The organism is Pseudoalteromonas tetraodonis (assembly GCF_002310835.1).
GTDB classification, from domain to species: domain Bacteria; phylum Pseudomonadota; class Gammaproteobacteria; order Enterobacterales; family Alteromonadaceae; genus Pseudoalteromonas; species Pseudoalteromonas tetraodonis.
In genome coordinates, this window is the sequence record NZ_CP011041.1 from 3,113,202 (window position 1) to 3,138,243 (window position 25,042).

The 25,042-nt window shown below is 42.7% G+C and carries 27 protein-coding genes and 1 rRNA gene; 7 read left to right on the forward strand and 21 right to left on the reverse strand.

The window, feature by feature from the left end; genetic code table 11:
- Positions 1-37 precede the first annotated feature (37 nt).
- The 19 genes from PTET_RS14505 to PTET_RS14595 all read right to left on the reverse strand — a co-directional run bounded on the left by PTET_RS14505 (position 38) and on the right by PTET_RS14595 (position 13,279).
- A 16S ribosomal RNA gene (locus PTET_RS14505) occupies positions 38-1,571 on the reverse strand.
- 997 nt (positions 1,572-2,568) lie between these two features.
- Positions 2,569-2,970: a 50S ribosomal protein L17 gene (rplQ, locus tag PTET_RS14510; RefSeq protein ID WP_013466072.1), complete on the reverse strand. Its 402-nt coding sequence runs from the start codon at positions 2,968-2,970 to the stop codon at positions 2,569-2,571.
- A gap of 39 nt (positions 2,971-3,009) precedes the next feature.
- Positions 3,010-3,996 (reverse strand): DNA-directed RNA polymerase subunit alpha, encoded by a 987-nt coding sequence (locus PTET_RS14515; RefSeq protein WP_008115371.1) that lies wholly within the window; start codon positions 3,994-3,996, stop codon positions 3,010-3,012.
- A 24-nt stretch (positions 3,997-4,020) separates the two neighbouring features.
- On the reverse strand, positions 4,021-4,641 hold the full coding sequence (gene rpsD, locus PTET_RS14520) for a 30S ribosomal protein S4 (protein ID WP_002959461.1): 621 nt from the start codon (positions 4,639-4,641) through the stop codon (positions 4,021-4,023).
- Positions 4,642-4,662: 21 nt separating this feature from the next.
- Entirely contained in the window at positions 4,663-5,049 is a 387-nt protein-coding gene (gene rpsK, locus PTET_RS14525; protein ID WP_002959471.1) for a 30S ribosomal protein S11, read from the reverse strand.
- Between the two features lie 12 nt (positions 5,050-5,061).
- Positions 5,062-5,418 carry a 30S ribosomal protein S13 gene (rpsM, locus tag PTET_RS14530; RefSeq protein ID WP_008115377.1) on the reverse strand — a complete coding sequence of 119 codons (357 nt, stop codon included), beginning with the start codon at positions 5,416-5,418 and terminating at the stop codon, positions 5,062-5,064.
- Positions 5,419-5,543: 125 nt separating this feature from the next.
- Positions 5,544-5,657: a 50S ribosomal protein L36 gene (rpmJ, locus tag PTET_RS14535; RefSeq protein ID WP_002959476.1), complete on the reverse strand. Its 114-nt coding sequence runs from the start codon at positions 5,655-5,657 to the stop codon at positions 5,544-5,546.
- Between the two features lie 22 nt (positions 5,658-5,679).
- Positions 5,680-7,008 (reverse strand): preprotein translocase subunit SecY, encoded by a 1,329-nt coding sequence (gene secY / locus PTET_RS14540; protein ID WP_016899319.1) that lies wholly within the window; start codon positions 7,006-7,008, stop codon positions 5,680-5,682.
- Positions 7,009-7,018: 10 nt separating this feature from the next.
- Positions 7,019-7,453 (reverse strand): 50S ribosomal protein L15, encoded by a 435-nt coding sequence (gene rplO / locus PTET_RS14545; RefSeq protein WP_013466073.1) that lies wholly within the window; start codon positions 7,451-7,453, stop codon positions 7,019-7,021.
- A 4-nt stretch (positions 7,454-7,457) separates the two neighbouring features.
- A complete protein-coding gene (gene rpmD / locus PTET_RS14550) occupies positions 7,458-7,640 on the reverse strand; it encodes a 50S ribosomal protein L30 (protein ID WP_008115384.1) in 183 nt (60 codons plus the stop codon).
- Between the two features lie 3 nt (positions 7,641-7,643).
- Complete coding sequence (rpsE, locus tag PTET_RS14555; protein WP_008115387.1) at positions 7,644-8,150, reverse strand: 30S ribosomal protein S5; 507 nt, start codon at positions 8,148-8,150, stop codon at positions 7,644-7,646.
- 9 nt (positions 8,151-8,159) lie between these two features.
- A complete protein-coding gene (rplR, locus tag PTET_RS14560) occupies positions 8,160-8,510 on the reverse strand; it encodes a 50S ribosomal protein L18 (protein ID WP_008115388.1) in 351 nt (116 codons plus the stop codon).
- Between the two features lie 9 nt (positions 8,511-8,519).
- Positions 8,520-9,053, reverse strand: coding sequence for a 50S ribosomal protein L6 (rplF, locus tag PTET_RS14565; RefSeq protein ID WP_096038821.1), 534 nt, complete (start codon positions 9,051-9,053; stop codon positions 8,520-8,522).
- A gap of 13 nt (positions 9,054-9,066) precedes the next feature.
- Complete coding sequence (gene rpsH, locus PTET_RS14570) at positions 9,067-9,459, reverse strand: 30S ribosomal protein S8 (RefSeq protein WP_016899320.1); 393 nt, start codon at positions 9,457-9,459, stop codon at positions 9,067-9,069.
- A gap of 21 nt (positions 9,460-9,480) precedes the next feature.
- The gene (gene rpsN, locus PTET_RS14575) at positions 9,481-9,786 is read right to left on the reverse strand and encodes a 30S ribosomal protein S14 (RefSeq protein WP_006794245.1); all 306 of its coding nucleotides are present in this window, start codon (positions 9,784-9,786) and stop codon (positions 9,481-9,483) included.
- Positions 9,787-9,796: 10 nt separating this feature from the next.
- On the reverse strand, positions 9,797-10,336 hold the full coding sequence (gene rplE, locus PTET_RS14580; protein WP_010392500.1) for a 50S ribosomal protein L5: 540 nt from the start codon (positions 10,334-10,336) through the stop codon (positions 9,797-9,799).
- A 16-nt stretch (positions 10,337-10,352) separates the two neighbouring features.
- Positions 10,353-10,667, reverse strand: coding sequence for a 50S ribosomal protein L24 (rplX, locus tag PTET_RS14585; protein WP_004589210.1), 315 nt, complete (start codon positions 10,665-10,667; stop codon positions 10,353-10,355).
- Positions 10,668-10,677: 10 nt separating this feature from the next.
- Positions 10,678-11,046 (reverse strand): 50S ribosomal protein L14, encoded by a 369-nt coding sequence (rplN, locus tag PTET_RS14590; RefSeq protein ID WP_008115397.1) that lies wholly within the window; start codon positions 11,044-11,046, stop codon positions 10,678-10,680.
- A 274-nt stretch (positions 11,047-11,320) separates the two neighbouring features.
- Positions 11,321-13,279 (reverse strand): AsmA family protein, encoded by a 1,959-nt coding sequence (locus tag PTET_RS14595; protein ID WP_096038822.1) that lies wholly within the window; start codon positions 13,277-13,279, stop codon positions 11,321-11,323.
- A gap of 267 nt (positions 13,280-13,546) precedes the next feature.
- Between PTET_RS14595 and PTET_RS14600 the strand changes: the two genes are divergently transcribed.
- The 7 genes from PTET_RS14600 to PTET_RS14630 all read left to right on the forward strand — a co-directional run bounded on the left by PTET_RS14600 (position 13,547) and on the right by PTET_RS14630 (position 20,708).
- Positions 13,547-14,710 (forward strand): hypothetical protein, encoded by a 1,164-nt coding sequence (locus PTET_RS14600; RefSeq protein WP_016899322.1) that lies wholly within the window; start codon positions 13,547-13,549, stop codon positions 14,708-14,710.
- A gap of 372 nt (positions 14,711-15,082) precedes the next feature.
- Positions 15,083-15,760, forward strand: coding sequence for a TorF family putative porin (locus tag PTET_RS14605; protein ID WP_016899323.1), 678 nt, complete (start codon positions 15,083-15,085; stop codon positions 15,758-15,760).
- 194 nt (positions 15,761-15,954) lie between these two features.
- Positions 15,955-16,665 carry a YIP1 family protein gene (locus tag PTET_RS14610; RefSeq protein ID WP_013466079.1) on the forward strand — a complete coding sequence of 237 codons (711 nt, stop codon included), beginning with the start codon at positions 15,955-15,957 and terminating at the stop codon, positions 16,663-16,665.
- A 48-nt stretch (positions 16,666-16,713) separates the two neighbouring features.
- Positions 16,714-17,880 carry an efflux RND transporter periplasmic adaptor subunit gene (locus PTET_RS14615; protein WP_013466080.1) on the forward strand — a complete coding sequence of 389 codons (1,167 nt, stop codon included), beginning with the start codon at positions 16,714-16,716 and terminating at the stop codon, positions 17,878-17,880.
- Positions 17,880-18,587 (forward strand): ABC transporter ATP-binding protein, encoded by a 708-nt coding sequence (locus PTET_RS14620; RefSeq protein ID WP_008467268.1) that lies wholly within the window; start codon positions 17,880-17,882, stop codon positions 18,585-18,587. The genes PTET_RS14615 and PTET_RS14620 overlap by 1 nt, the downstream gene beginning before the upstream one ends.
- Entirely contained in the window at positions 18,580-19,818 is a 1,239-nt protein-coding gene (locus tag PTET_RS14625) for an ABC transporter permease (protein WP_013466081.1), read from the forward strand. The genes PTET_RS14620 and PTET_RS14625 overlap by 8 nt, the downstream gene beginning before the upstream one ends.
- Before the next feature lie 212 nt (positions 19,819-20,030).
- Positions 20,031-20,708, forward strand: coding sequence for a nitroreductase family protein (locus PTET_RS14630; protein WP_013466082.1), 678 nt, complete (start codon positions 20,031-20,033; stop codon positions 20,706-20,708).
- Here the strand turns inward: PTET_RS14630 and PTET_RS14635 are convergent.
- Together PTET_RS14635 and PTET_RS14640 are read right to left on the reverse strand one after the other, a co-directional pair.
- Positions 20,705-21,775, reverse strand: a complete 1,071-nt coding sequence (locus PTET_RS14635; protein WP_013466083.1) for an efflux RND transporter periplasmic adaptor subunit — start codon at positions 21,773-21,775, stop codon at positions 20,705-20,707. The two genes, PTET_RS14630 and PTET_RS14635, sit on opposite strands and share 4 nt — an antisense overlap.
- Complete coding sequence (locus PTET_RS14640) at positions 21,765-25,040, reverse strand: efflux RND transporter permease subunit (protein ID WP_096038823.1); 3,276 nt, start codon at positions 25,038-25,040, stop codon at positions 21,765-21,767. The genes PTET_RS14635 and PTET_RS14640 overlap by 11 nt, the downstream gene beginning before the upstream one ends.
- Positions 25,041-25,042 lie beyond the last annotated feature (2 nt).

The window sequence follows — 25,042 nt, forward strand, 5'->3', positions numbered from 1 at the left end:
TGTGTGGACACTACGAACAAATAAGTTCTAAATCGTATAAGGAGGTGATCCAGCCCCAGGTTCCCCTAGGGCTACCTTGTTACGACTTCACCCCAGTCATGAATCACTCCGTGGTAAACGTCCTCCCGAGGGTTAGACTATCTACTTCTGGAGCAACCCACTCCCATGGTGTGACGGGCGGTGTGTACAAGGCCCGGGAACGTATTCACCGCGTCATTCTGATACGCGATTACTAGCGATTCCGACTTCATGGAGTCGAGTTGCAGACTCCAATCCGGACTACGACGCACTTTAAGTGATTCGCTTACTCTCGCGAGTTCGCAGCACTCTGTATGCGCCATTGTAGCACGTGTGTAGCCCTACACGTAAGGGCCATGATGACTTGACGTCGTCCCCACCTTCCTCCGGTTTATCACCGGCAGTCTCCTTAGAGTTCTCAGCATTACCTGCTAGCAACTAAGGATAGGGGTTGCGCTCGTTGCGGGACTTAACCCAACATCTCACAACACGAGCTGACGACAGCCATGCAGCACCTGTATCAGAGTTCCCGAAGGCACCAAACCATCTCTGGTAAGTTCTCTGTATGTCAAGTGTAGGTAAGGTTCTTCGCGTTGCATCGAATTAAACCACATGCTCCACCGCTTGTGCGGGCCCCCGTCAATTCATTTGAGTTTTAACCTTGCGGCCGTACTCCCCAGGCGGTCTACTTAATGCGTTAGCTTTGAAAAACAGAACCGAGGTTCCGAGCTTCTAGTAGACATCGTTTACGGCGTGGACTACCAGGGTATCTAATCCTGTTTGCTCCCCACGCTTTCGTACATGAGCGTCAGTGTTGACCCAGGTGGCTGCCTTCGCCATCGGTATTCCTTCAGATCTCTACGCATTTCACCGCTACACCTGAAATTCTACCACCCTCTATCACACTCTAGTTTGCCAGTTCGAAATGCAGTTCCCAGGTTGAGCCCGGGGCTTTCACATCTCGCTTAACAAACCGCCTGCGTACGCTTTACGCCCAGTAATTCCGATTAACGCTCGCACCCTCCGTATTACCGCGGCTGCTGGCACGGAGTTAGCCGGTGCTTCTTCTGTCAGTAACGTCACAGCTAGCAGGTATTAACTACTAACCTTTCCTCCTGACTGAAAGTGCTTTACAACCCGAAGGCCTTCTTCACACACGCGGCATGGCTGCATCAGGCTTGCGCCCATTGTGCAATATTCCCCACTGCTGCCTCCCGTAGGAGTCTGGGCCGTGTCTCAGTCCCAGTGTGGCTGATCATCCTCTCAAACCAGCTAGGGATCGTCGCCTTGGTGAGCCATTACCTCACCAACTAGCTAATCCCACTTGGGCCAATCTAAAGGCGAGAGCCGAAGCCCCCTTTGGTCCGTAGACATTATGCGGTATTAGCAGTCGTTTCCAACTGTTGTCCCCCACCTCAAGGCATGTTCCCAAGCATTACTCACCCGTCCGCCGCTCGTCATCTTCTAGCAAGCTAGAAATGTTACCGCTCGACTTGCATGTGTTAGGCCTGCCGCCAGCGTTCAATCTGAGCCATGATCAAACTCTTCAATTAAAAAGTTTTATGTCTTTCGACAGCTCAATGAATTCTGAATTATTTAATATCTTTCGATATTGAATTGACTGTGCTGAATAATTACCTAAGTAACTATTCTGTTGGTCACTCAGTTTCAATTGAGACTCTAAATTTGTTTGCCTCACTACCTAAGTAGCTTGGCTGTTAGAACTCAATCTGTACGAGTGCCCACACAGATGATTGCTTTATATTGTTAAAGAGCTATACCGGTTATCCGGTTGCGATTAAAGCGTTTAACTTTATCTCGCTAGGGCTGCGCATATTACGCTTTCCTATTTTTTTGTCAACACTTAATTTCTCTAAACTTGAAAGTTTTCGAAACTAAGTTTTACTCGACTCACTGATTAGCTCGTGCCTCGCTATGCGTTGCGCTCTGCCGTCTCAGTGGGGTCGCATTATAGGGAGATCCGAAAACAGATCAACCCTTTTTTGAAGAAAACTTGAAATAAATGACTGCTCGAACAAAATTACAACTAAACGCTTAAAAAGACAACTAAACTCAAGCATATTTAGCTTCAAATGAGGTTATAAGTTATTTTTTAATGACAACGTGTTGATGCTGATGTTGAAATCGCTTGTAAATAGCATCCAATTTCTTGCTATAACTATTTTAGCTAGTAGAACACTAAGGGCATTTGGCAAAAAACATAGCATATATAGTTAAGGCTTTCTTTACTTATGTATTTACTGCTTCAACCAATGACGTTAATCACAACATTAAGTTATATAATTAGCTTATTTTTACCAATCATAGCTAAATAGAATATATAGGTTAGGGGTAACATGAAGAAAGTATTTAAATAAGCGAACTATATTTCTGTTAGTAGCAAATAGACTGCCTTTATTGATATGGGGCTGTTGTTTATTATTGATAAAAAAATTGGGGAGGACTTGTCGCGACCCTATTACCGTGTGATAAATTTTAGGTATTAAAAAGCCGAGCATAAGCTCGGCTTTTTGGTGTCTCTTTAAAGACTTACTCTGCAGACTGTGCGTCTTCTTGAACTTCTTCGCTCGCCGCTGGGCGACCAACTAGTTCAATATAAGCCATTGGTGCATTATCACCAGCACGGAAGCCACACTTAAGAATACGAGTGTAACCACCTGGACGGTCTGTATTACGAGGACCGATTTCGCTGAACAATTTACCAACTACTTCATTATCACGCGTGCGGGCAAATGCTAAACGGCGATTTGCTACGCTGTCAGTCTTAGCCAGTGTGATTAAAGGTTCAATTACACGGCGTAACTCTTTCGCTTTAGGCAAAGTAGTTTTGATGATTTCATGTTTCACCAAAGAACCTGCCATATTGCTGAACATCGCTTTACGATGGCTACTGTTACGGTTTAATTGACGACCACTCTTACGATGGCGCATGACCCTATCCTTCTAACTAAACTAATATAGTGATTTAGATTATTCAGCTAGGCTTGCAGGCGGCCAATTTTCTAGGCGCATACCTAGAGAAAGACCACGTGAAGCTAGCACGTCTTTTATTTCAGTTAGAGACTTCTTACCTAAATTAGGCGTTTTAAGAAGCTCAACTTCAGTGCGCTGAACTAAATCACCGATATATTGAATTTGCTCGGCTTTCAAACAGTTTGCTGAACGTACTGTTAGTTCAAGATCATCAACTGGACGAAGTAGAATAGGATCGAATTCTGGCTTCTCTTCTTTCTCTTCTGGCTCAGTTACATCGCGTAAATCTACGAATGCATCTAGTTGCTCAGCTAAGATAGTAGACGCACGGCGGATCGCTTCTTCAGGATCTAAAGTGCCGTTTGTTTCCATATCAATGATTAACTTGTCTAAGTCTGTACGTTGCTCAACACGGGCTGATTCAACCGAGTACGCAATACGTTCAACTGGGCTGAATGATGCATCAAGCAGCAATCGACCAATTGGACGCTCATCGTCATCAGAGGATAAACGACTAGATGCCGGCACATAACCACGACCACGCTCAACACGAATACGCATGCTGATCTCGCTGTTATTTGTAGTTAAATTACAAATAACATGATCTGGGTTAGCAATTGTTACATCGCCATCGTGCTGAATATCTGCCGCAGTCACAGGGCCTACACCAGATTTAGTCAGGGTCAGAAAAACTTCATCTTTGCCTTCTAACGTTACCGCTAGACCTTTAAGGTTTAGTAGTATTTCAATGATGTCTTCTTGTACGCCTTCTTTCGCGCTGTACTCATGCAATACACCGTCGATTTCAACTTCAGTTACTGCACATCCAGGCATAGATGATAACAGTATACGGCGTAAGGCATTACCCAAAGTGTGACCAAAGCCACGCTCGAGTGGTTCTAAAACTACTTTAGAACGCGTTGGGTTTATAGCGTCGATATCGACTAACCTTGGTTTTAGAAATTCTGTAACAGAACCCTGCATTTTATCCTCTCTTAACTCTTAACTTTACTTAGAGTAAAGTTCGACGATTAGTTGTTCATTAATGTCCGCAGACAGATCTGAACGCTCAGGTAGGCGCTTGAAGCTACCTTCCAATTTCTTACCGTCAACTTCAACCCAAGTCGGCTTTTCACGTTGCTCAGCCAACTCTAGAGCAGCGATGATACGTGCTTGTGTCTTAGACTTCTCACGGATTACAACAGTATCTTCTGGAGTAATTACGTATGAAGGAATGTTCACAACACGACCATTAACTAGAATCGCTTTGTGGCTTACTAACTGACGTGCTTCAGCGCGTGTGCTAGCAAAACCCATGCGATATACAACATTGTCTAAACGTTGCTCTAAAAGCTGTAACAAGTTTTCACCTGTATTACCTTTAAGGCGAGCAGCTTCTTTGTAGTAGTTACGGAATTGCTTTTCTAATACACCGTAGATACGACGTACTTTTTGCTTTTCACGTAATTGTAAACCGTAATCAGATAAGCGTCCTTTACGAGCGCCGTGCTGACCAGGTGCAGTCTCAAGTTTACACTTAGAGTCGATAGCTCTTACGCCGCTCTTAAGGAACAGGTCAGTACCTTCACGACGACTCAGCTTGAGCTTAGGGCCCAAATATCTTGCCATGTTATTTCTCCTAACCTATTGTTAAACGCGACGTTTCTTCGGTGGACGACAACCATTGTGTGGTATTGGCGTCACGTCAGTAATGTTGGTGATACGGTAACCAGCAGCATTCAAAGCACGTACAGCAGATTCACGACCTGGACCTGGACCTTTGATGAAAACTTCTAGATTTTTTAAACCGTATTCTTGAGCAGCAGTACCTGCACGCTCTGCAGCAACCTGAGCAGCAAATGGAGTAGATTTACGTGAACCACGGAAACCTGAACCACCGGCAGTAGCCCATGATAGTGCATTACCTTGACGGTCGGTAATCGTTACAATAGTGTTGTTGAAAGACGCATGAACATGAGCCATACCATCAGCAACTTGCTTTTTAACCTTTTTACGACGAATTGGTGTCTTAGCCATTTTACTATCCCCTTATCGCTTAATAGGCTTACGAGGACCCTTACGGGTACGCGCGTTAGTCTTTGTTCTTTGACCACGAAGTGGTAAAGAGCGACGGTGACGTAGGCCACGGAAACAACCAAGGTCCATAAGGCGCTTGATATTCAAAGTAACTTCACGACGAAGGTCACCTTCTACAGTGTACTTGCCAACTGCTTCACGCAATACGTCAAGTGTTTCGTCTGAAAGTTCACCGATTTTTGTGGTCTCGGCGATACCAGTCGCTTCTAAGATAGCCTTAGAGCGAGTCTTACCTATGCCATAAATAGCTGTTAAACCAATAACTGCATGTTTATGATCAGGGACGTTAATGCCAGCGATACGGGCCACTAACACATCTCCTATATTTGAATTTGGTAATCATCTGTTTGAAAAGCCCGTAAGGATACTCAAACGAAGACCAAATCACAACTAAAAACACAGGCCGAGAAACCTCAGCCTGCACGACTGTTTACTTAGCCTTGCCTTTGCTTATGCTTAGGCTCACTGCAAATTACGCGTACTACACCAGCACGTTTAATAACTTTACAGTTACGGCATATTTTCTTAACGGAAGCACGTACTTTCATTGCTCAACTCCGTAAACTGACCTTATCGACCGTAGCCTTTAAGGTTCGCTTTTTTCAGCACAGAATCATACTGATGTGACATCAGATGCGTCTGTACTTGTGCCATAAAGTCCATGATTACTACAACGATAATCAAAATTGATGTACCGCCGAAATAGAATGGCGTTTGCCATGCCATAGTCATGAATTCGGGCACCAGACAGATAAAGGTTATATACAAAGCACCTGCCAATGTCAGGCGTGTCATCACTTTATCAATGTATTTAGATGTCTGCTCACCTGGACGAATACCTGGGATAAATGCGCCAGATTTTTTCAGGTTGTCTGCCGTTTCACGCGGGTTAAAAACCAACGCTGTGTAGAAAAAGCAGAAGAAGATGATAGCCGCAGCTAAAACCATTGCATACAAAGGCTGACCTGGAGTCAACGTTGTAGCAATTGCTTGTAGCACATCAGCAACCGGACCTTCACCCTGGCCGAACCAGCTTGCAATTGTACCAGGGAACAGAATTATACTGCTAGCGAAGATTGGTGGAATAACACCCGCCATATTTACTTTCAGAGGTAAATGCGTGCTTTGAGCAGCAAATACTTGACGACCTTGTTGACGTTTGGCGTAGTTAACAACGATACGTCGTTGACCACGTTCAAAGAATACAACAAGATAAGTAACAGCGAATACTATAACCGCAACCATCAACAGTACAAAAACATTCAAATCACCTTGGCGCGCCATTTCGGCTGTCGAACCAATAGCAGACGGCAGGTTAGCTACAATACCAACAAATATTAAAACTGAGATACCGTTACCGATACCACGTTCTGTTATCTGTTCGCCCAACCACATAAGGAACATAGTACCGGTTACTAAACTCACCACAGCGGTGAAGTAGAATCCTATACCTGGGTTAACAACTAACCCGTTCATCATGCCCGGTAAGCTTGTGGCAATACCGATTGATTGGATAGTAGCAAGCACAAGCGTGCCGTAGCGTGTGTACTGGCTTATCTTTTTACGCCCTTGCTCACCTTCTTTCTTAAGCTCTATAAACGGCGGATACATATGCGTTAATAGTTGCGTAATAATCGAAGCCGAGATATACGGCATGATACCCAGTGCTAACACTGAAGCTCGCTCAAGCGCACCACCGCTAAACATGTTGAACATCTCAACAATGGTGCCCTTTTGTTGCTCGAAGAAATCGGCAAGTACAGCGGCGTCAATCCCAGGGATCGGCACAAATGAACCTAGACGGTAAATTATGATAGCACCCAATACGAAGAGTAATCGGCGCTTCAATTCCGAAAGTCCACCTTGTGCACTTTGTGTATCTTGACCTGGTTTAGCCATTAGTACTTCCTTAGTCTTCTACCTTGCCTCCGGCAGCTTCGATAGCTTCGCGTGCACCTTTAGTAGCCTTAAGGCCTTTAACGGTAACAGCGCGTGAAACTTCGCCAGATTTAACAACTTTAACGAACTGAACGTTCTTTTTAACTAGACCAGCTGCTTGTAACGCGCTTAGGTCTACCACATCGCCTTCAACTTTAGCGATTTCGTATAGGTTAATTTCTGCAGATACTAATGATTTGCGAGAAGTGAAACCGAACTTAGGTAGACGACGTTGCATAGGCATTTGACCGCCTTCGAAACCAACGCGTACTTTACCGCCAGAACGTGATTTTTGACCTTTGTGACCACGGCCACCAGTCTTACCAAGACCAGAACCGATACCACGACCAACACGTTTTGGAGCAGTTTTTGAACCTGCAGCAGGTGAAAGTGTATTCAAATGCATCGAATTACCCCTCTACCTTAACCATGTAATAAACCTGGTTAATCATACCACGTACACATGCTGTGTCTTCTAACTCAACAGTGTGATTGATACGACGTAAACCAAGACCGCGTAATGTAGCTTTATGCTTCGGTAAACGACCGATAGAGCTTTTTACTTGTGTTACTTTTACAGTTTTATTAGCCATGGTTTACCCCAAAATCTCATCTACTCGAAGACCACGTTTTGCAGCGATCGACTGAGGAGAATTCATGTTCTCAAGAGCTGAGATCGTTGCACGTACAACGTTGATCGGGTTAGTAGAACCGTAACATTTAGAAAGTACGTTCTGCACACCAGTCACTTCAAGTACTGCACGCATAGCACCACCTGCAATGATACCAGTACCTTCAGATGCTGGTTTCATAAACACTTGTGAGCCAGCATGACGTCCTTTAACAGGATGCTGTAATGTGTTGCCATTTAGGTCTACGTTGATCATGTTACGACGTGCTTTTTCCATTGCTTTTTGAATAGCAGCTGGAACTTCACGTGCTTTACCATAACCGAAACCTACTTTACCTGCGCCATCACCAACTACAGTTAGTGCAGTAAAGCTAAAGATACGACCACCTTTAACTACTTTAGACACACGGTTCACCGCGATTAGCTTTTCAGCTAAATCAGGCTGTTGTTGCTTTGCTTCTACGTTAGCCATTGTCTACTCCTAGAATTGCAAACCGGCTTCACGCGCAGCATCAGCTAGCGCCTTCACACGGCCGTGATATTTAAAGCCACTGCGATCAAAAGCAATCTTTTCGATGCCTTTGTCAGCCGCACGTTCAGCAACCGCTTTGCCAACTGCTTGTGCAGCTGCAACGTTGCCTGTGCCTTTAACTGTTTCGCTAATAGCTTTCTCAACAGTAGAAGCAGCAGCCAGTACATTACCCTCAGCGTTTACAACTTGAGCGTAAATGTGACGTGGCGTGCGGTGGATAACAAGACGCGTTGTGCCTTGTTCAATATAATTTCTACGAGTGCGTTTAGCACGACGTAGACGAGCTGTTTTTTTATCCATCGTCTTACCTTACTTCTTCTTAGCCTCTTTACGGCGTACATTCTCATCTGAATAACGAACACCTTTACCTTTATAAGGCTCAGGTTTACGGTATGCACGAATGTTAGCAGCTGTTTGACCAACTAACTGCTTATCTACGCCCTTAACTAGAACTTCTGTTTGGCTTGGAGTTTCAATCGTAATTCCTTCAGGAACTGCGAAATTAACTGGGTGCGAGAAACCAAGAGTTAAGTCTAAAACTTTGCCCTTAGCTGCAGCACAGTAACCAACACCTACTAACTGAAGTTTCTTCTCGTAACCTTCATGCGTACCAACAACCATGTTGTTGATTAGAGCGCGAGCAGTACCTGCTTGTGCCCATGCATTGGCTACGCCTTCACGAGGTAAAGTTGTAATAACGTTGTCGTTAACTTGTACTTCAACTGCATCGTTGATAGTACGAGTAAGTTCACCGTTTTTGCCTTTAACTGTGATTTCCTGGCCTTTTAATGTAACTTCTACACCGGCAGGAACGTTTATTGGTGCCTTTGCTATGCGAGACATAGTTCCCCTCCGATTAAGCTACAAAACCAATGATTTCACCACCAACGCCTGCACTACGTGCTGCGCGGTCTGTCATTAGGCCTTTAGAAGTTGATACGATAGCGATACCTAAACCACCCATTACCTTTGGTAATTCGTCACGTCTCTTATAGATACGTAGACCAGGGCGACTTACACGCTGGATATTTTCAATAACAGCTTTGCCTTCGAAGTACTTTAACTCGATAGAAAGCTCAGGTTTTACATCACCACTTACTGAGAAGTCTGCGATGTAACCTTCATTTTTTAATACATTAGCTACTGCTACTTTCAGTTTCGAATTAGGCATCGTTACAGATACTTTCTTCGCTGACTGACCGTTACGGATTCGTGTAAATAAATCCGCGATAGGATCTTGCAAGCTCATAGTCTTACTCCCATGATTCTATTACCAGCTAGCCTTTTTAAGGCCAGGAATTTCACCGCGCATAGCTGCTTCGCGAACTTTAATACGGCTCATGCCGAATTTGCGAAGGAAACCATGTGGGCGGCCCGTAATGTTACAACGATTACGTTGACGTGCAGGGCTAGAATCACGAGGTAAAGCTTGTAGCTTAAGTACCGCGTCCCAACGATCATCTTCAGATGTATTAACATCACTGATGATAGCTTTTAGTGCTGCACGCTTTTCAGCGTACTGAGCAACTAGTTTAGTGCGCTTTGCTTCGCGCGCTTTCATAGAATTCTTTGCCATAACCCTACCCTTATTTCTTGAATGGGAAGTTAAACGCTTCTAACAACGCACGGCCTTCCTCATCTGATTTCGCAGATGTAGTGATTGTGATATCCATACCGCGTACACGGTCTACTTTATCATAATCAATTTCTGGGAAGATGATTTGTTCACGTACGCCCATGCTGTAGTTACCGCGTCCATCAAAAGACTTAGCACTCACACCACGGAAGTCACGGATACGTGGGATAGCGATTGAAACCAAACGCTCAAAAAAGTCCCACATACGCTCGCCGCGTAGGGTTACTTTACAACCAATCGGGTAACCTTCACGCACTTTGAAGCCAGCAACAGATTTGCGTGCTTTAGTGATTAAAGGTTTCTGACCAGAGATAGCTTCTAGATCCGCAACAGCGTTATCTAAAATCTTCTTGTCAGCTAAGGCTTCGCCCACACCCATATTTAATGTGATCTTCTCGATCTGAGGGACTTGCATGACAGAGCTGAAACCAAACTTCTCTTGAAGTTCAGCAACTACTTTGTCTTTATATACTTCATGCAGTTTCGCCATCATTCTACTCCAACTATTAGATAGTTTTACCAGTAGATTTAAAGATACGTAATTTCTTACCATCTTCAATCTTGAAACCTACACGATCTGCTTTGCTCGTTTCCGAGTTGTAGATCGCAACGTTTGATACGTCGATAGACGCCTCTTTCTCAACAATACCGCCAGCTTGGTTCAACTGTGGAACCGGCTTTTGGTGTTTCTTGATTAAGTTAATGCCTTCGACAAATACTCGACCAGACTCGGTTACAACTGAAAGCACTTTGCCGCGCTTACCTTTGTCTTTACCTGCTAGTACGATTACTTCGTCATCACGACGGATTTTTGCTGCCATGATAGACTCCTTACAGTACTTCTGGGGCTAGTGAAACGATTTTCATGAACTTTTCATTACGAAGTTCGCGAGTCACAGGGCCGAAAATACGAGTACCAATAGGCTGCAAGTTATCATTTAAGATAACAGCCGCATTGCTGTCGAAACGGATCAATGAACCGTCTGGACGACGAACGCCTTTTTTGGTACGCACAACTACCGCGTTTTTAACATCACCTTTCTTCACTTTACCGCGAGGAATCGCTTCTTTTACAGAAACTTTAATGATATCGCCAATCGCTGCATAGCGACGGTGTGAACCACCAAGGACTTTTATACACTGCACTTTGCGAGCGCCGCTGTTATCAGCAACTTCCAGCTGAGTTTGCATTTGGATCATGTTAATGACCTCCGGTGTAGTAATTACAACTTGTCTTAAATTTGTTTAAAATCAAGACATTTCGATTGAATTCCACTCAAAAAACATACTAGATGTCTCTTAAGGGCGGGCAATTGTATCAGCATTGAGGGGGGAGTGGTAGGTTATTTTTTAATTAATTTAATAGGGATGCTAAATTAAAACGAGGTTTTCTATGCTATTTATCTAATTTACAGGTGGTTATAAAACAAACAAGGCATCTTGTTGATGCCTTGTTTTATATCAGTAATTAAAATTAGCCAAACAAACCTTTTAATTTGTCTTTAATTTTATCTTTAGCTTTGTCTTTTGCATCATCAAGCTTTTGCTTAGCTTCATCTTTTAAAGCATTGCTTACATCAAGCTTTATATTCACGTCATGAAACGGGCCTTTTATGCGTAAAGGAACTTTAAAGCCAGTACTGTCATCGGTTGTACCTTGACCTTCAATAGAGTCCACGACGCCTGTTACTAGTCGATAGTTAACCAGCGTTTGCGGTAAATCAACGTCTCCTTCACCTGAAATGCGTATTAAAGGGCTGATCAACGATAAATCAGTATTTTTGCCTACGCCATTGGTAAAGTTAAAACTACCAGAAAGTGCAGAGAAATCGGTTTTCTCAGATTCTTCAAATCCTGTATCTAATCCCTCAGACACGGCATTAAAGTTGCCTTTAACTAGCTCTTTACCCTTACGCACCATTTCCGCTACGTTTGCTCCCTTAACGGCACCATCCGCGAACTTGAACCCTAGCTTACCATTAAGCGCGTTAATAAACGTTTTTTGGCTTTGCCCTGCCGTGGTTAGATTCCAACTTAAAGAGCCCTTGCCCATTAGCTTATCAAAGCCTGCAGCATCGCTAAGTAATGGCTGTGCGTCTATTTTATCTAAATCGAAGTTGGTTGCTATTTTATAAGGGGTATTTTGAGCATTGATAGTCACCACCCCTTTACCTGTTCCTTCATAAGCCGCAAAGCTATCTAAACTTAATTTAGCAATGCTATTTTTAAGTGCCATAGTAAACTGATTAGCGCCTAGTTTAATGTCGTTAGCTTTTAAACCACTTGAACGAACAATCACATTTGCATCTAATGCACTTAAGCCACTTAAATCAATTTTAGTATCATCCCACACTATTGGCTCTGCAGGCTTAGACTCGTCTTTTACTGGGGCTTCTTTTTTAGCTACGGTTTCTGGTAAGTAAGGATTTAAATCAAGCATCCCTAGGTCAATATCAGCATTAACCGCTAAACGGCTGCCTAGATTCACCTTACTTTTACCTTTAATCTCGAGAGCATCGAGCGTTGCAACTAATTCTGTTAGGTTAAACTCCTCACTGAGCAAGTGCATTTGGGTATTGATACTAAAGGCATTAAACGCATTGTCTTTAGCGTTTAAGTCAACCCCTTGCCAGTTAGCAATATTTTTAACTGAATCACCGTTAAGTGCTAATAATCCTTTAATATCTTGGCCTTGTTTGGCTATGCTGCCATCAAACGTTAAATCGACTAAACGTGAGTTAAGCGTTTGCTTTACATTAAATGGGGCACCTTCAATCGCTTTTGCTGGAGTATCAAGTTTTACATCAAGCTCAAATCGCTCTTGCATATAAGTAATAGCCCCTTTGACTTCGAGCTGTTTGCGCAGTGAAGGCAGTAATATAGCCAGTTCTAAATCGCTAATTTGTTGTTTAGCACCCGTTTGACCATCTAAATATGTAAACGACCCGCCATAAATAGCGACTTCACCTAATTGAATATCAAAGTTTTCAGGTAGTTTGACTGCCTCACCCGATTGAGTTTGCTGCTCAGGTTGCTTGGCCACTGCATCAAATAACTGCCAGTTAGCTTTACCGCTTTTATCGGTTTCTAGCAAAATATCAGGCTCATTAATGACAAACTTTTCTAGCTTTAGTTCGCCACCGAGTAATGAAAGCCAAGGAATATGAACGGCAAGTTGCTGCATACTTGCCATATCAGCGCGAGAGCCACTGGACATATTGGCAAAATGCACATCATTAAGCTCCAGCTTTAATGCAGGAAATACACTGAGGGTTTTATCGCCCTTTATCGTTAATGTTCGCCCGGTTGTTTTTTCTACCTGCTCAGACACTTTATTAAAAATGGTATCAGTAGGAATTAAAAATGGTGCAGCAACAATTAACGCTATGCATAGCAATAATATGACACCAATAACTTTAAATAAGGTTTTCATGATCATCCTTTCAAACGTGCAAATAATGTTCTTATCATAGCGGGAGTTAGCGCCAAAAGCATTGTTAAATAAATAAAAAATGTATTAACTATAGCTCTTCTCTTTCTAAATCAGGTTTTGAAGGCTCACTTTAATAAACTTAAAGATTCATGCTCCTGATTACATTGATGCAATTGTTCGGTATGATGCGCGCCCCTGTTGTATTTAGCCTAAATAAGCTAAAATAAAGCGACTAAAAAGTATATCTAACCGGAGAGTCTACAAGGCATGAAGAAACTGCTAATTTCACCGTCAAAAATGGCATTAGGCGAGCAAGAAAGTCAAATTTATCAAAATATTCTGAAGCAATCTTCAGAGCTAAGCCTAAACCTGATGGCTGTGAAAGTGGAAAACCATCCAGAAGACTTTTTAGGTTGGTGTTATGAGCTATTAAGTGCAAGCCGCGACCGTATTAATTACGACTTACTCGAAACCCAACAATTACCACTATTAAAAAAGCTGCATGACCAACTTATTTCAGCCATTAGCTTTTTACAGTTAAAAACATTACGGGTAGCACCTTGGCCAGTAGTGAGTATGTTTGTAGATCAACATAAAGAACTGGTGGCACTTGATGAGCAATTACGTTTAACTGCTTATATCTCAGGCCTACGTGAACAACCATTAAAAGACATGATCCCTGAAGACTTACTCGCTTTTAGCGGTAAGCATATGGCGTCACTCGACCCGAGTACTTATAACTTTGATGTAGAATGGTTTGCCTCTACAAAAAGTGCTAAAGGCTTTCACCAGATGTTGGCTGACTTGCCAGGTGCATTTGACGATGCCCTGAGCAATATCCCACTTGAGGGTGATGTAGCGCAAAGTAATTACCAACAATTTGTAATTGCTTACTTGAGTGCATTTAATGGCAGTGATGAAAAACCAACAATAGCGCCTGCAACCCGTTTATTAGCAATGCGCCGCCCTGATGTATTTACACCGATTAGTAACAGTCGCTTAGATGCACTTTGCTCCGCACTTGGTATCACCAAATTAAATAACCGTGACTTTGAGCGTTACTGGCAAGATGTAGTACAAAGCATTCACGCTATGTCATGGTTTAAAATGGCCAATGCAGGTAATGAACTAGAAACTCAGTTAGTGGATATAAAAGCGCTAATACCTTGCTTTTTTTATTATGCAGATACGAATACTGCAGATAACTCTAACTACATTAAGCTACTAAATAAACCTACACGTAGCACTTCTAGCAGCAGTAAAGCGCCACGCCGCGGCAAAGAATCGGCTGAAATATTAGTGGACCGCGCACTTGCTGCTGATGACATCCCAGAGCATATTCGTGCTAAACGTGACTCTATTATTAGCGAAGTACAAAAAGGCCGTAGTGTAAACGAAACAATTACACTTATGCGTACCATTTTTGGTTAAAACGTATATCAAACGCAATTAGCTTTAATAAACTAGCTTAACGTTAGGGTCTGTAGACCTTTCAAGGTTAAATTTTCAAAGGTCAATAGATCCTAATATAGATAGCCTGGTAGCGCTCTAATGGTGCAGCCAGGCTTTTTTTTGCACCAGCAGTGTGTTCTTTCCTTACATACTTTTCACTAAGCGTCTTTGCGCATAACTTCAACACCTTGTTTTATAATATAAAATTTATTTTTTATTAAATAAATGGAAGCTGGCACATACAGTGCAATTCCCCCTGCAGTAACGTAATAATACGCCGCCGTTCAAAAGGTTGTAGTCGTTTATAATAAAAAACCTTGGCGTGCAAAATCATACAATGGGAAATGAAACATGCTAAAACTACAAAAAACAATACTCATCGGTGCATTGGCATTAACAGGAATGACATCAACTACTGCATTTGCCGAAGTAACAGCCAATGCAGCCGCTACTTCTAACTACTTATGGCGCGGACAAGAGCAAACTGGGGGCGATGCAGCTGTATCTGGCGGTATTGATTACGCTAATGAATCTGGATTTTATGCAGGTACGTGGGCGTCAAATGCGTCTTGGGCCGATGAAATGACCTACGAACTAGACTTATACGCCGGTTTTGGCGGCGCTATTAATGAAAACGTAAGTTATGACGTAGGTTATATTTATTACGCTTACCCAGATGCGGCATCAGGTGCCGATGCAGATTTTTCAGAAGTTTACGGTAGCATTAGTGTGCAAGGTTTTACATTTGGTGCAGCCGTACTTGCAACATCTGCTGCCAGTGGTGATGGTACTGATTTTGGTGATTCACTGTATTTAAACGCCGATTACAGCTTCGCTGTTGGTAGCAATGGCACTGAAATGGCGCTACACATAGGGCATTACTCAGGCGATTTCATCGGTGATGACAATATTATTGATTATGGTGTATCAGTGTCTAAAGATGGTTTTACCTTTGGCCTATCTGATAACGACATGGACGGCTCAGATGTTAAAGCTTATGTAGCCTACGCTGTCGACTTTAGCCTATAAAAAGAATGTGTTACTTGCTGCAACACTAAGGGCCGAAAGGCCCTTTCTCGTTTTAAATAACTTAACTAGATCTAATCACGCCACACCTTGTTAACAAACCGTTACAATTAATAAATCAACTTACCTCGCTTTTACCTTAGTATATGACTGATAACTATATAGTTCACTATTGAGAAAATCATAAAGGAATAATCATGAAGTCATCTAACGCGCTATCTGCTTGTATCGACATTTTTATCAGCCCAAGCAAGGCTTTTAATGGGCTAAAAGAAGCTAAAGGCTGGTCTTGGCTTGCTTTTGCACTTCTCGCTCTAACCCTTGCAGCCTCTGCTTATACATTTTATACCACTGCAGACTCACAATTTATTTTAGACCAGCAGGTTGCTGCAGCGAGTGTGGATGCCACAATCGGCGAGAAAAAAATGATCCGTCAAAGTATGGAGCAAAGCCTCGATAACCAAGTGTGGTTTGCAATTGGCGGGGGTATTTTCGGCCTTCTTTTTATAAATGCACTCCTATCTGGGTATTACATGTTGATATCTAAGCAAGACCCTGATGCTAATTATAGCTATGGTGCGTGGTATGGTTTTGGTGTTTGGAGCATGATGCCCATGGTTATTTCAAGTTTAGGTGTTGTTGCGCTAGTTCTTACAGCCAGTAACAATGAATTACCTATTAGTTTATTCAATTACGCGTCTATAAATCAGTTATTTCTGGGATTAGAGCTTGGAGATAGCTTCTATAATATGATGGAGAGTTTAAGTATTTTTAGTCTTTGGAGCATAGCTTTGGTTGCTATTGGGTTAAAGTGTTGGACTAATTTCAGCTTTAATAAAGCACTTCTTTTTGCTGCGCTACCGACCATTATCATTTACAGCATCTGGACAATTATTATTGTTGCTTAAAGGAGTGTAGGCAAACTTTTCTGCCTACTCATAAATACGGAAATAAAAATGAAAAAAGCGATTATCATTACCCTTGCAATTGCAGCTTTTATTGCTCTTATCGTATCAAAGCAAATTACTGGCGATGAAAAAGCACCAGAGGTAAATGTTGCACAGGTTGAGCAAGGTAGTATTGCAGACTCCATTATGGCCTCTGGCAATTTAGTCTTTAATACTCAAGTGCAGTTACGTTCAGAGGTAACCGGACGAGTCGACAAGGTGTTTGTTGAAGAAGGGCAAAGTGTAAAACAAGGCGACATTTTAATGCGCTTAGATACCACTGCTTTTGAGTCAGAAGTAACACGTAATAAAGCGGTATTGCGAGCTAGCGAAATAGAAATAAAACATAGTAAAACACGCCTTTTGAACTTTGAACGTCAGCTTAAACGTCAAAAAGAGCTTTATGACGTAGGCCTAGCAGGGCAAGAAGTATACGAGAACTTACAAAATGCACGCGACCTTGCCAAAATAGATATTGAAGCCAGAGTAGAGTCTTATAATCAAGCCAAAGCCTCTCTTTCAATCGCTGAAGATAGACTTAGCAAAAGTGTATTTCGTGCTCCAATGAGTGGTTTGCTCGCCTCAGTAAATATTAAAGAAGGCGAAACCGTTATTGCCGGCACCACTAATATTATTGGCTCAGATTTAATGCTGGTTGCCGACCCAAGCGCTATTTTAGCTGAGCTCAGAGTTGATGAAACTGATATTGCTGGCATTAAATTGGACCAGCATGCAGATATTTATGCTGCTGCGTACCCCAATCAACCCTTCACTGGCAAGGTCATTAACATTGGAACCTCAGCAAAAAACCAAGCAGGTTCACAAGGTTTATCATTTCGAGTGAAAGTGTTACTTGATAATACCGATAGGCAACTATATGCAGGTATGAGCTGCCGTGCAGAAATCGCAACAAGCCTTGCTGTGAATGGCTTAAAGCTCCCTATCGAAGCCGTACAAAAAGAAGATGATAAAACGTTTGTATGGCGTTTAAACGACGATAACACTGTAAGCAAAGCCTATGTAGAAGTAGGTATTTCTTCAGATATAGAGCAAGCAATTACCCAAGGTTTAAATAAAGGAGAGCGTATTGTTATTGGCCCTGCACGCCCAATCAGTAAGTTAAAAGAAAATGATACAGTAAAAGTTAAGCAATCTACCGCCAAGGATACACAATAATGTCGGCGGTAATTAAGCTTGAGCATATTAACAAGCAATACAAAATGGGTGAGCAAATATTTAAAGCCCTTGATGATGTAAACGTGGTCATTAATGAAAACGAGTATGTCGCTATAATCGGTCCTTCAGGTTCAGGTAAGTCAACTTTAATGAACTTATTGGGTTGCTTAGATACTCCAACTACTGGGGATTACTTTTTAAAAGATAAACTTGTAAAAAGTATGACAGAAACCGAGCTCGCTCATCAGCGTAACGAAAGTGTTGGCTTTATTTTTCAGAGCTTTAACTTACTTCCGCGTGCGTCGGCACTTGAAAATGTGATGCAGCCTTTGGTTTATAGGTTTATACCCGCAAAACAACGTAAACAAAAAGCCCTCGATGCACTCAAACGTGTAGGACTCGGTGATAAAGTGGATCATCTATCAAGCCAGTTGTCTGGTGGGCAACGCCAGCGTGTTGCCATTGCACGAGCGCTAGTGACTAAACCGCATATTTTACTCGGTGACGAACCAACCGGGAATCTAGACAGCAAAACTACCACTGAAATTATGGCGCTATTTGATGAGCTACATAATGAAGGCCACACCATTATTTTGGTAACTCACGAACAAGAAATTGCAGATCATTGCCAGCGAGTTATTCGCTTAGTTGATGGCAAGGTAGTGAGTGATGTTCGTAAAGGCGAGGGAGACAAACAACATGTTTAAATCTGCTATTGCAATTATGGAAGGAACAAAAGCAGCACTAATGGCCATTAAAGCCAATGCCATGCGAAGCGCACTCACTTGTTTAGGGATTATAATTGGGGTTGCCGCGGTTATTACAGTGGTAGCCGTTATGCAAGGCTTTACTAAGCAAATTAACGATCAACTCGCAGATATGGCACCTGATGTAACCACAATTAAACCCTTTACCAGCATTGAACAAGAAATGGTGGGCAAAAATGCTAAACTCACTTACAACGATTTTTTAGTCTTAAAAGCCCGAGTAAAAGAGGCTGAAACACTCACTGCACTGATGTTTACTTGGCGTTTTTCTGGTGGCGCTGAATATGGAAATAAAAGCCACTCATCACGAGTAATGGGTACAGAGCAAGATTACCAAAAAGCGTATAGAACCTTTCCAGAACTTGGGCGCTTTATTCGCGCAGAGGATGATGAAAAGCGCCGTCGAGTCGCTTTTATTGGTCCATCCATTATTGAAAAGCTAAACCTGCCAAAAAACCCTGTAGGCGAATATATTAAACTTGGCGGCGAGTGGTTTAGAATTATTGGCGTGGCTGAAAAACAAGGTAGTTTATTGGGGTTCGATCAAGACGATTATATTAATATTCCCATCAGTACCATGAGCGCATTAGAGGGTCCAAGTAGCAGCAGCAATGTACAAATTATGTTTAGACTCAAAGAAGACAGTGATGAAGAATTGGTACTTGCTAAAATCACTCGCATTTTACGCCAATTACATAAACTAAAAGACAATCAAGAAAACGACTTTGAATTTGAAACAGCTGAAAAAGCACGCGCTAACGTTGATAAATTTACAGGTAGCGCTACAGCAATTACCGCAGGGATTGTAGGTATCAGTCTTGTTGTTGGCGGTATTGGTGTAATGAACATTATGCTTGTATCTGTCACCGAACGCACCCGTGTGATAGGCACATTAAAAGCACTGGGGGCGACTCCTGGTTTTATCATGCTGCAATTTTTAGTTGAAGCCGTGGTGCTGTCATTATTTGGAGGCTTAATTGGCTTAGTCATTGGCTATGGTGCTGCCGAGCTCATTTCGCTCTCTGTACCAAGCATGCCCGACGCTTATATACCAGGCTGGGCTATTATGCTGTCGTTTGGTTTTACCTCTTTAATCGGTATTGTATTTGGTTTAGCTCCCGCAATAAAAGCAGCTAGGCTTAATCCCATTGATGCCTTACGTTATGAATAAACACTCAAAATAGCGACCTGTTTGCTTAAAATAGTATCCTAAAATAGCTGACTTTTACTGTTTTAGGATACCTAATAGGCTCTTATCTATTGGCTAAGCCTTGTAATATGATATAAATATTTTATGCGTAGCGCGGGTTTTATAAACCTTAGCAGATAAAGCCTTTGCTGCTATTTTAAACCACACACTCTAAAAATAAGAAGCGAACAGCCATGCAAAATCATAAAAGCCAACCATTAGCCGATTTTATAGAATACCCTCAAGAGGAAATGCTGACGCGTGCGAATGAGTTTTTACAAACGAGTCAACGCCGTCATAGTATTCGCAGCTTTAGTAACCGCCCAGTGCCAAAAGAAATCATCGAAACCTGTATAAAAGCGGCAGGTACAGCGCCTAGTGGCGCAAACCACCAGCCTTGGCATTTTGTAGCCATTAATAGTGCAGATGTTAAAAAACAAATACGAGAGGCCGCTGAAAAGCTAGAGCGCTCATTTTATGAAGGTCGCGCAGGCGAAGAATGGCTTGATGCATTAAAACCCTTAGGCACTGATGCTAACAAACCCTATTTAGAGCACGCGCCATGGTTAATCGCGGTGTTTAGTCAAAAAAAGGGGGGTGTAAATACGGACGATAAAAACACCAATTACTATGTGCATGAATCGGTAGGCCTTGCCACTGGCTTTTTAATTCAAGCCTTGCACCGCGCAGGCCTTGCAACACTTACCCACACACCAAAACCGATGAGTTTTCTAACCGATATTTGTGGACGTGATAAAGACAACGAACGCCCTTATATGTTACTTATTACTGGTTACCCAGATGAGCATGCAACAGTGCCGCTGCACGCCCTAGATAAAAAGTCGATTGATGAAATTGCGAGTTTTATTTAATCGCTTTGACTTGGCATGTAATCAACAGCAAGTACATCACCCTCTTTTAGGCCTGCTATTACGTGTTGCTGGTTATTTATAATACTGCCTAAACGCACGAAACGTTTAACCAGCGTTTCGTTTTCAAGTACATACACCATATTGAGCTGACCAAACTCATGCACCCAACGTGGATCAATTAATACACCTTGGGTACTTTTTATTGGTAACTGTAGTTGAGCATAAAGGCCTGGCATTAAACCAAGTTGCGCATCGGCTTCTAAACGAATAAACAAGCTGCGCGCCGCGTTATCTGCCACTGGTACAATTTCGCTCACCGTTGCGGGTGTTGTTATATCTAGAGAAGGTAATACCACATTTAAACTGTCCCCGACTCTTAATTTTACTGCTTGTTGTTCACGTACATTAAATTCAAGCTGTAACTGTAATGGGTTATACAAAGTAATCAGCGGTTTACCGGGTGTTGCAGTATCGCCAGGTTCAGTTAGGCGCTCAACGACCACGCCCGAAATAGGGGCAGTAATACGCGTATAATTAAGCGATACCTGAGCTTGCGTTTGCTGTTGCTTAGCAACCGCTAAATTAGCGGTTAAGTTTTCAAACTTTGCTTTGGCGTCATCTAATTCACTAACAGATACTAATCCTTGCGCATTTAAATCAATCATTCTGGCTAGTTGCTTTTTAGCTTGCGTTAACGACGCTTGCACCGCATTAATATTTGCGCTGCTTTGCGCTAACGCCGCTTTAAAATCATCTTGCTTGAGCATAATAAGTAAATCGCCCTTAGCGACTTTATCGCCAGCACGTACTTTTAACTGCTCAACCTGCGCCATAACATGCGATGAAATTTGCGTATTTTGTTTTGCTATTACACTACCTGGTACCTGCTCAGTGCCTGCAATACTTTGCAGCGTTACCGTTACTCGCTCACCTTGATAGCTCGTTATTTGTGATTCTTTTAAGCCAGCAGCTTGCTTGTCAGAAAAGCTGCCTGCCATATAAAACACAGCCATAATAATGACAAATAACGCGGCAAATGTGCCTATAAGTTTTGATTTACCCTGCATGCGCTTCATCCTCTGTGCTTGCAAACACTAAATAATAAACAAGCGGTACTACAAATAATGAAAATAATGTAGACGCCACAATGCCAAAAATAATCGCAATCGCGAGCCCGCTAAATACCGGATCGAGTGTGATCACTAAGTTACCTAATAAAGTGGTACCTGCGGTTAGGAGCACAGGGCGCATTCGCACCGTACCCGCTGCAACAAGCGCCTCTTTAATTGCCATGCCTTGGCCACGAGCTTGATTAATAAACTCAACCAAAATAAGTGAGTTACGCACCACGATACCTGCAAGGGCAATCATGCCTATCATCGCTGTGGCAGTAAATAATACCGGCTCTGGGGCACTTGCTATGGAGCGCTCACCAAACTGATTTAACAGCCAAAAACCTGGCATTATACCTATCACTGTTAACGGAATAGCCGACATGATAATCAGCGATAAACTCGCCGACTGTGTTTGTACCCGTAAAATTATAAATATGGCACTGAGCGCAAACGCAAAGGCAATGCCCATATCTCTAAATACATCAATGGTTATGCGCCATTCCCCCTCGCCGCTAAAGCTGACATGGGTTCCTTGTGGTAGTTGCCATGGGGCTGTTCCGCCATTATTAAAAAAGTGACGACCTACCCACGATGTTTTAACAAACTCATCGTTTGATACATTTAAATCAGCATTCACATCAGCAATCACTTCCGCTGGTGTGCGCCCATTAAGCTCAGCCATAACATAAATTACGTCACGCTGATCTTTACGAACAATCGTTTTAGCAACATGATGTTGTGTAAATTCACCGAGTTCTGAAAGCGATACTAACGGCCTTGGCGCACTGCTTAAACCAAACTCGTTACTGGTTTTAGCTAAATCTCTGTCGCCCCTAACCTGAAGTGCAAGTAATTGCGAAAGCTGATTTCGCTCGCTGTACGGTAGCTGTAATTTAATATCAACGGGCTCTGTTTCATTGCTCACATAAAGTACACCCACGTTTTCACCTTGAGAGGCAATACTGAGTGTTTGTGCAATATTTTGAGTTGAAACCGCACTGAGTGCGGCCTTGGTTTTATTGGTAACAAAACGTTGTAATGGCGAGGGTGCCACCATTGAGGTATCGACTTCAACTACATGAGGCTCTTGTTGTAAACGCGCAGCTAACCGCAAGGCAGCTTGAGAATGTGTTTGCTCATCAACAAAAGCATCTCGGTAAACCTCAGCAACTAAGGTACTCAGTACCGGCGGCCCTGGTGGTACTTCAACCACTTTTATTACAATGCCATCGGTTGCTAGCATCGCGAGCTGTTCGCGAAGGCGCATAACTACTCCATGCGATTGATGATCGCGCTCAGACTTATCCACTAACAATACCCTCAGCTCGGCGAGATTCGCTGCATCACGGCGATAATAACCGCGCACCATACCGTTAAAGTCCATACTTGAAGGTTGACCAACATAGGCCGCTATTTCACTTACTTCGTTTAATTGCCATGTGAGTGTTTGGATTTGTTTAGTAAATGCAGCTGTGCGCTCCAGATTAGTCCCCTCTGGCATATCTATCAGCACTTGCAGCTCATTTTTATTATCAAAAGGGAGTAGCTTTAAAGGCACCAAACGCATCACGGGTAACATGGCACTAATGATAAATAATGCTAGGGTTAGCCACAAAACAAGTTTTGCTCGCCCCTTAGAAACCAATAATGGGCTTAATATTCTTTGATATGCACCAACTTTAGGAGCAAGCTCGGAGGGTTGTTCGTTATCAGGCTTGAGTAACTTCATCGCAAGCCAAGGGGTTACAAAAAATGCAACAATGGTAGAAACCATCACGCTAACCGGCACATTAAATGCCATAGGTGCCATGTACGGCCCCATCATGCCGGTAATAAACGCCAGTGGAATAAACGCCACCATAATAGTGAGTGTCGACATAAGTAAGGCACTTCTAATTTCGCTCATTGCGCCAACAATCTGCTGTTTTTTATCGCCTTTTTTATTCAAAAAGCGGCTAATATTATCAATACCTGTGATTGGGTCATCTACCAGTAAACCCAAAGATAAAATAAGCGCAAACAAGGTCACCCGGTTAATGGTATAGCCAAATGAAAAATCCAGAGCCAATGTAATGCCATAACAAATAGGCACAGCCAGCCCTACCACAACCGCCGGACGCCAACCTAAAAACACCCCCACAAATATCACCACAGTAAAGACCGCAAAGACTAAACTTGAAGTGAGGTTATTTACTTTTTCATCGGCAGTCTCGCCATAATCTCTTAATACCGCATAGCTCACCTCAGGGGGTAATAGCGTGCGTGTTAGCTGCGCCATCATTTGATGAACATCGTTGGCAACTGCAACAGCGTTCGTGCCTGTTTGTTTTGCAACGCTTAGTGTTACCATTGGTAAATGCTGCTGGTTTACCGATTGAGCAAGCCATTGGTAATGCTTAGCTTCACTTGGGCCATCAATAACGTTTGCAACATCAAGCAAGTAAACACTTTTGCCATTAACAACATTCACTACCAGCTGTTCTACAGCAGATTGACTTCGTAGAACATCACCTGCTTGCAATTCAATTTGCTGCTGACCATCAACCACACTGCCTACTTGCGTTAGTTGATTAGACACGCTTAATGCATAAAAAACGTCATTTACGGTTGTTTGGTGGGCAGCCAATGCGCTGGCATTTAAATTAATGGTGAGGGTTCGTTTACGACCAGCAATGACTTTTACTTCACTGGTGTGTTCAATACGCTGTAAACTGTTGGCTATTTCGTTAGCAAAGCGGGTTAACTCGTAATCACCATAAAGTTGTGGGTCTTTACTGTATAGCCCCAGCATAACAATAGGTACATCATCCACTTCAACGGGCCGTATTTGCCAACTTTTGATAACAGAAGCCATAGTATGTTGATAACTGTTAAGTTTTGCATAGGTATCTAAAATAGCTTGTTCGCGGTCATGGCCAACCTCAAAGCGAAGTGTAACCACTGCGGCATTCGTTTGTGTAGTGGAATAAATATGTTCCACACCGCCAAGTTGGGCAAGTAGCTTTTCAAGTGGCTGGGTAACCAATCTGGCTACCTCTGGAGCTTCTACGTTGGGCGCCGATACGTATATATCGAGCATAGGCACCACTATTTGTGGTTCTTCTTCTCGCGCTGTTTGTTGTAAAGCAAATAAGCCAAACAAAATCGACAACACAAAAATAATAACCGGAATACGGCCACTTAAGCTGCTTTTTACTGCGTTATCAATCATGCTCATAA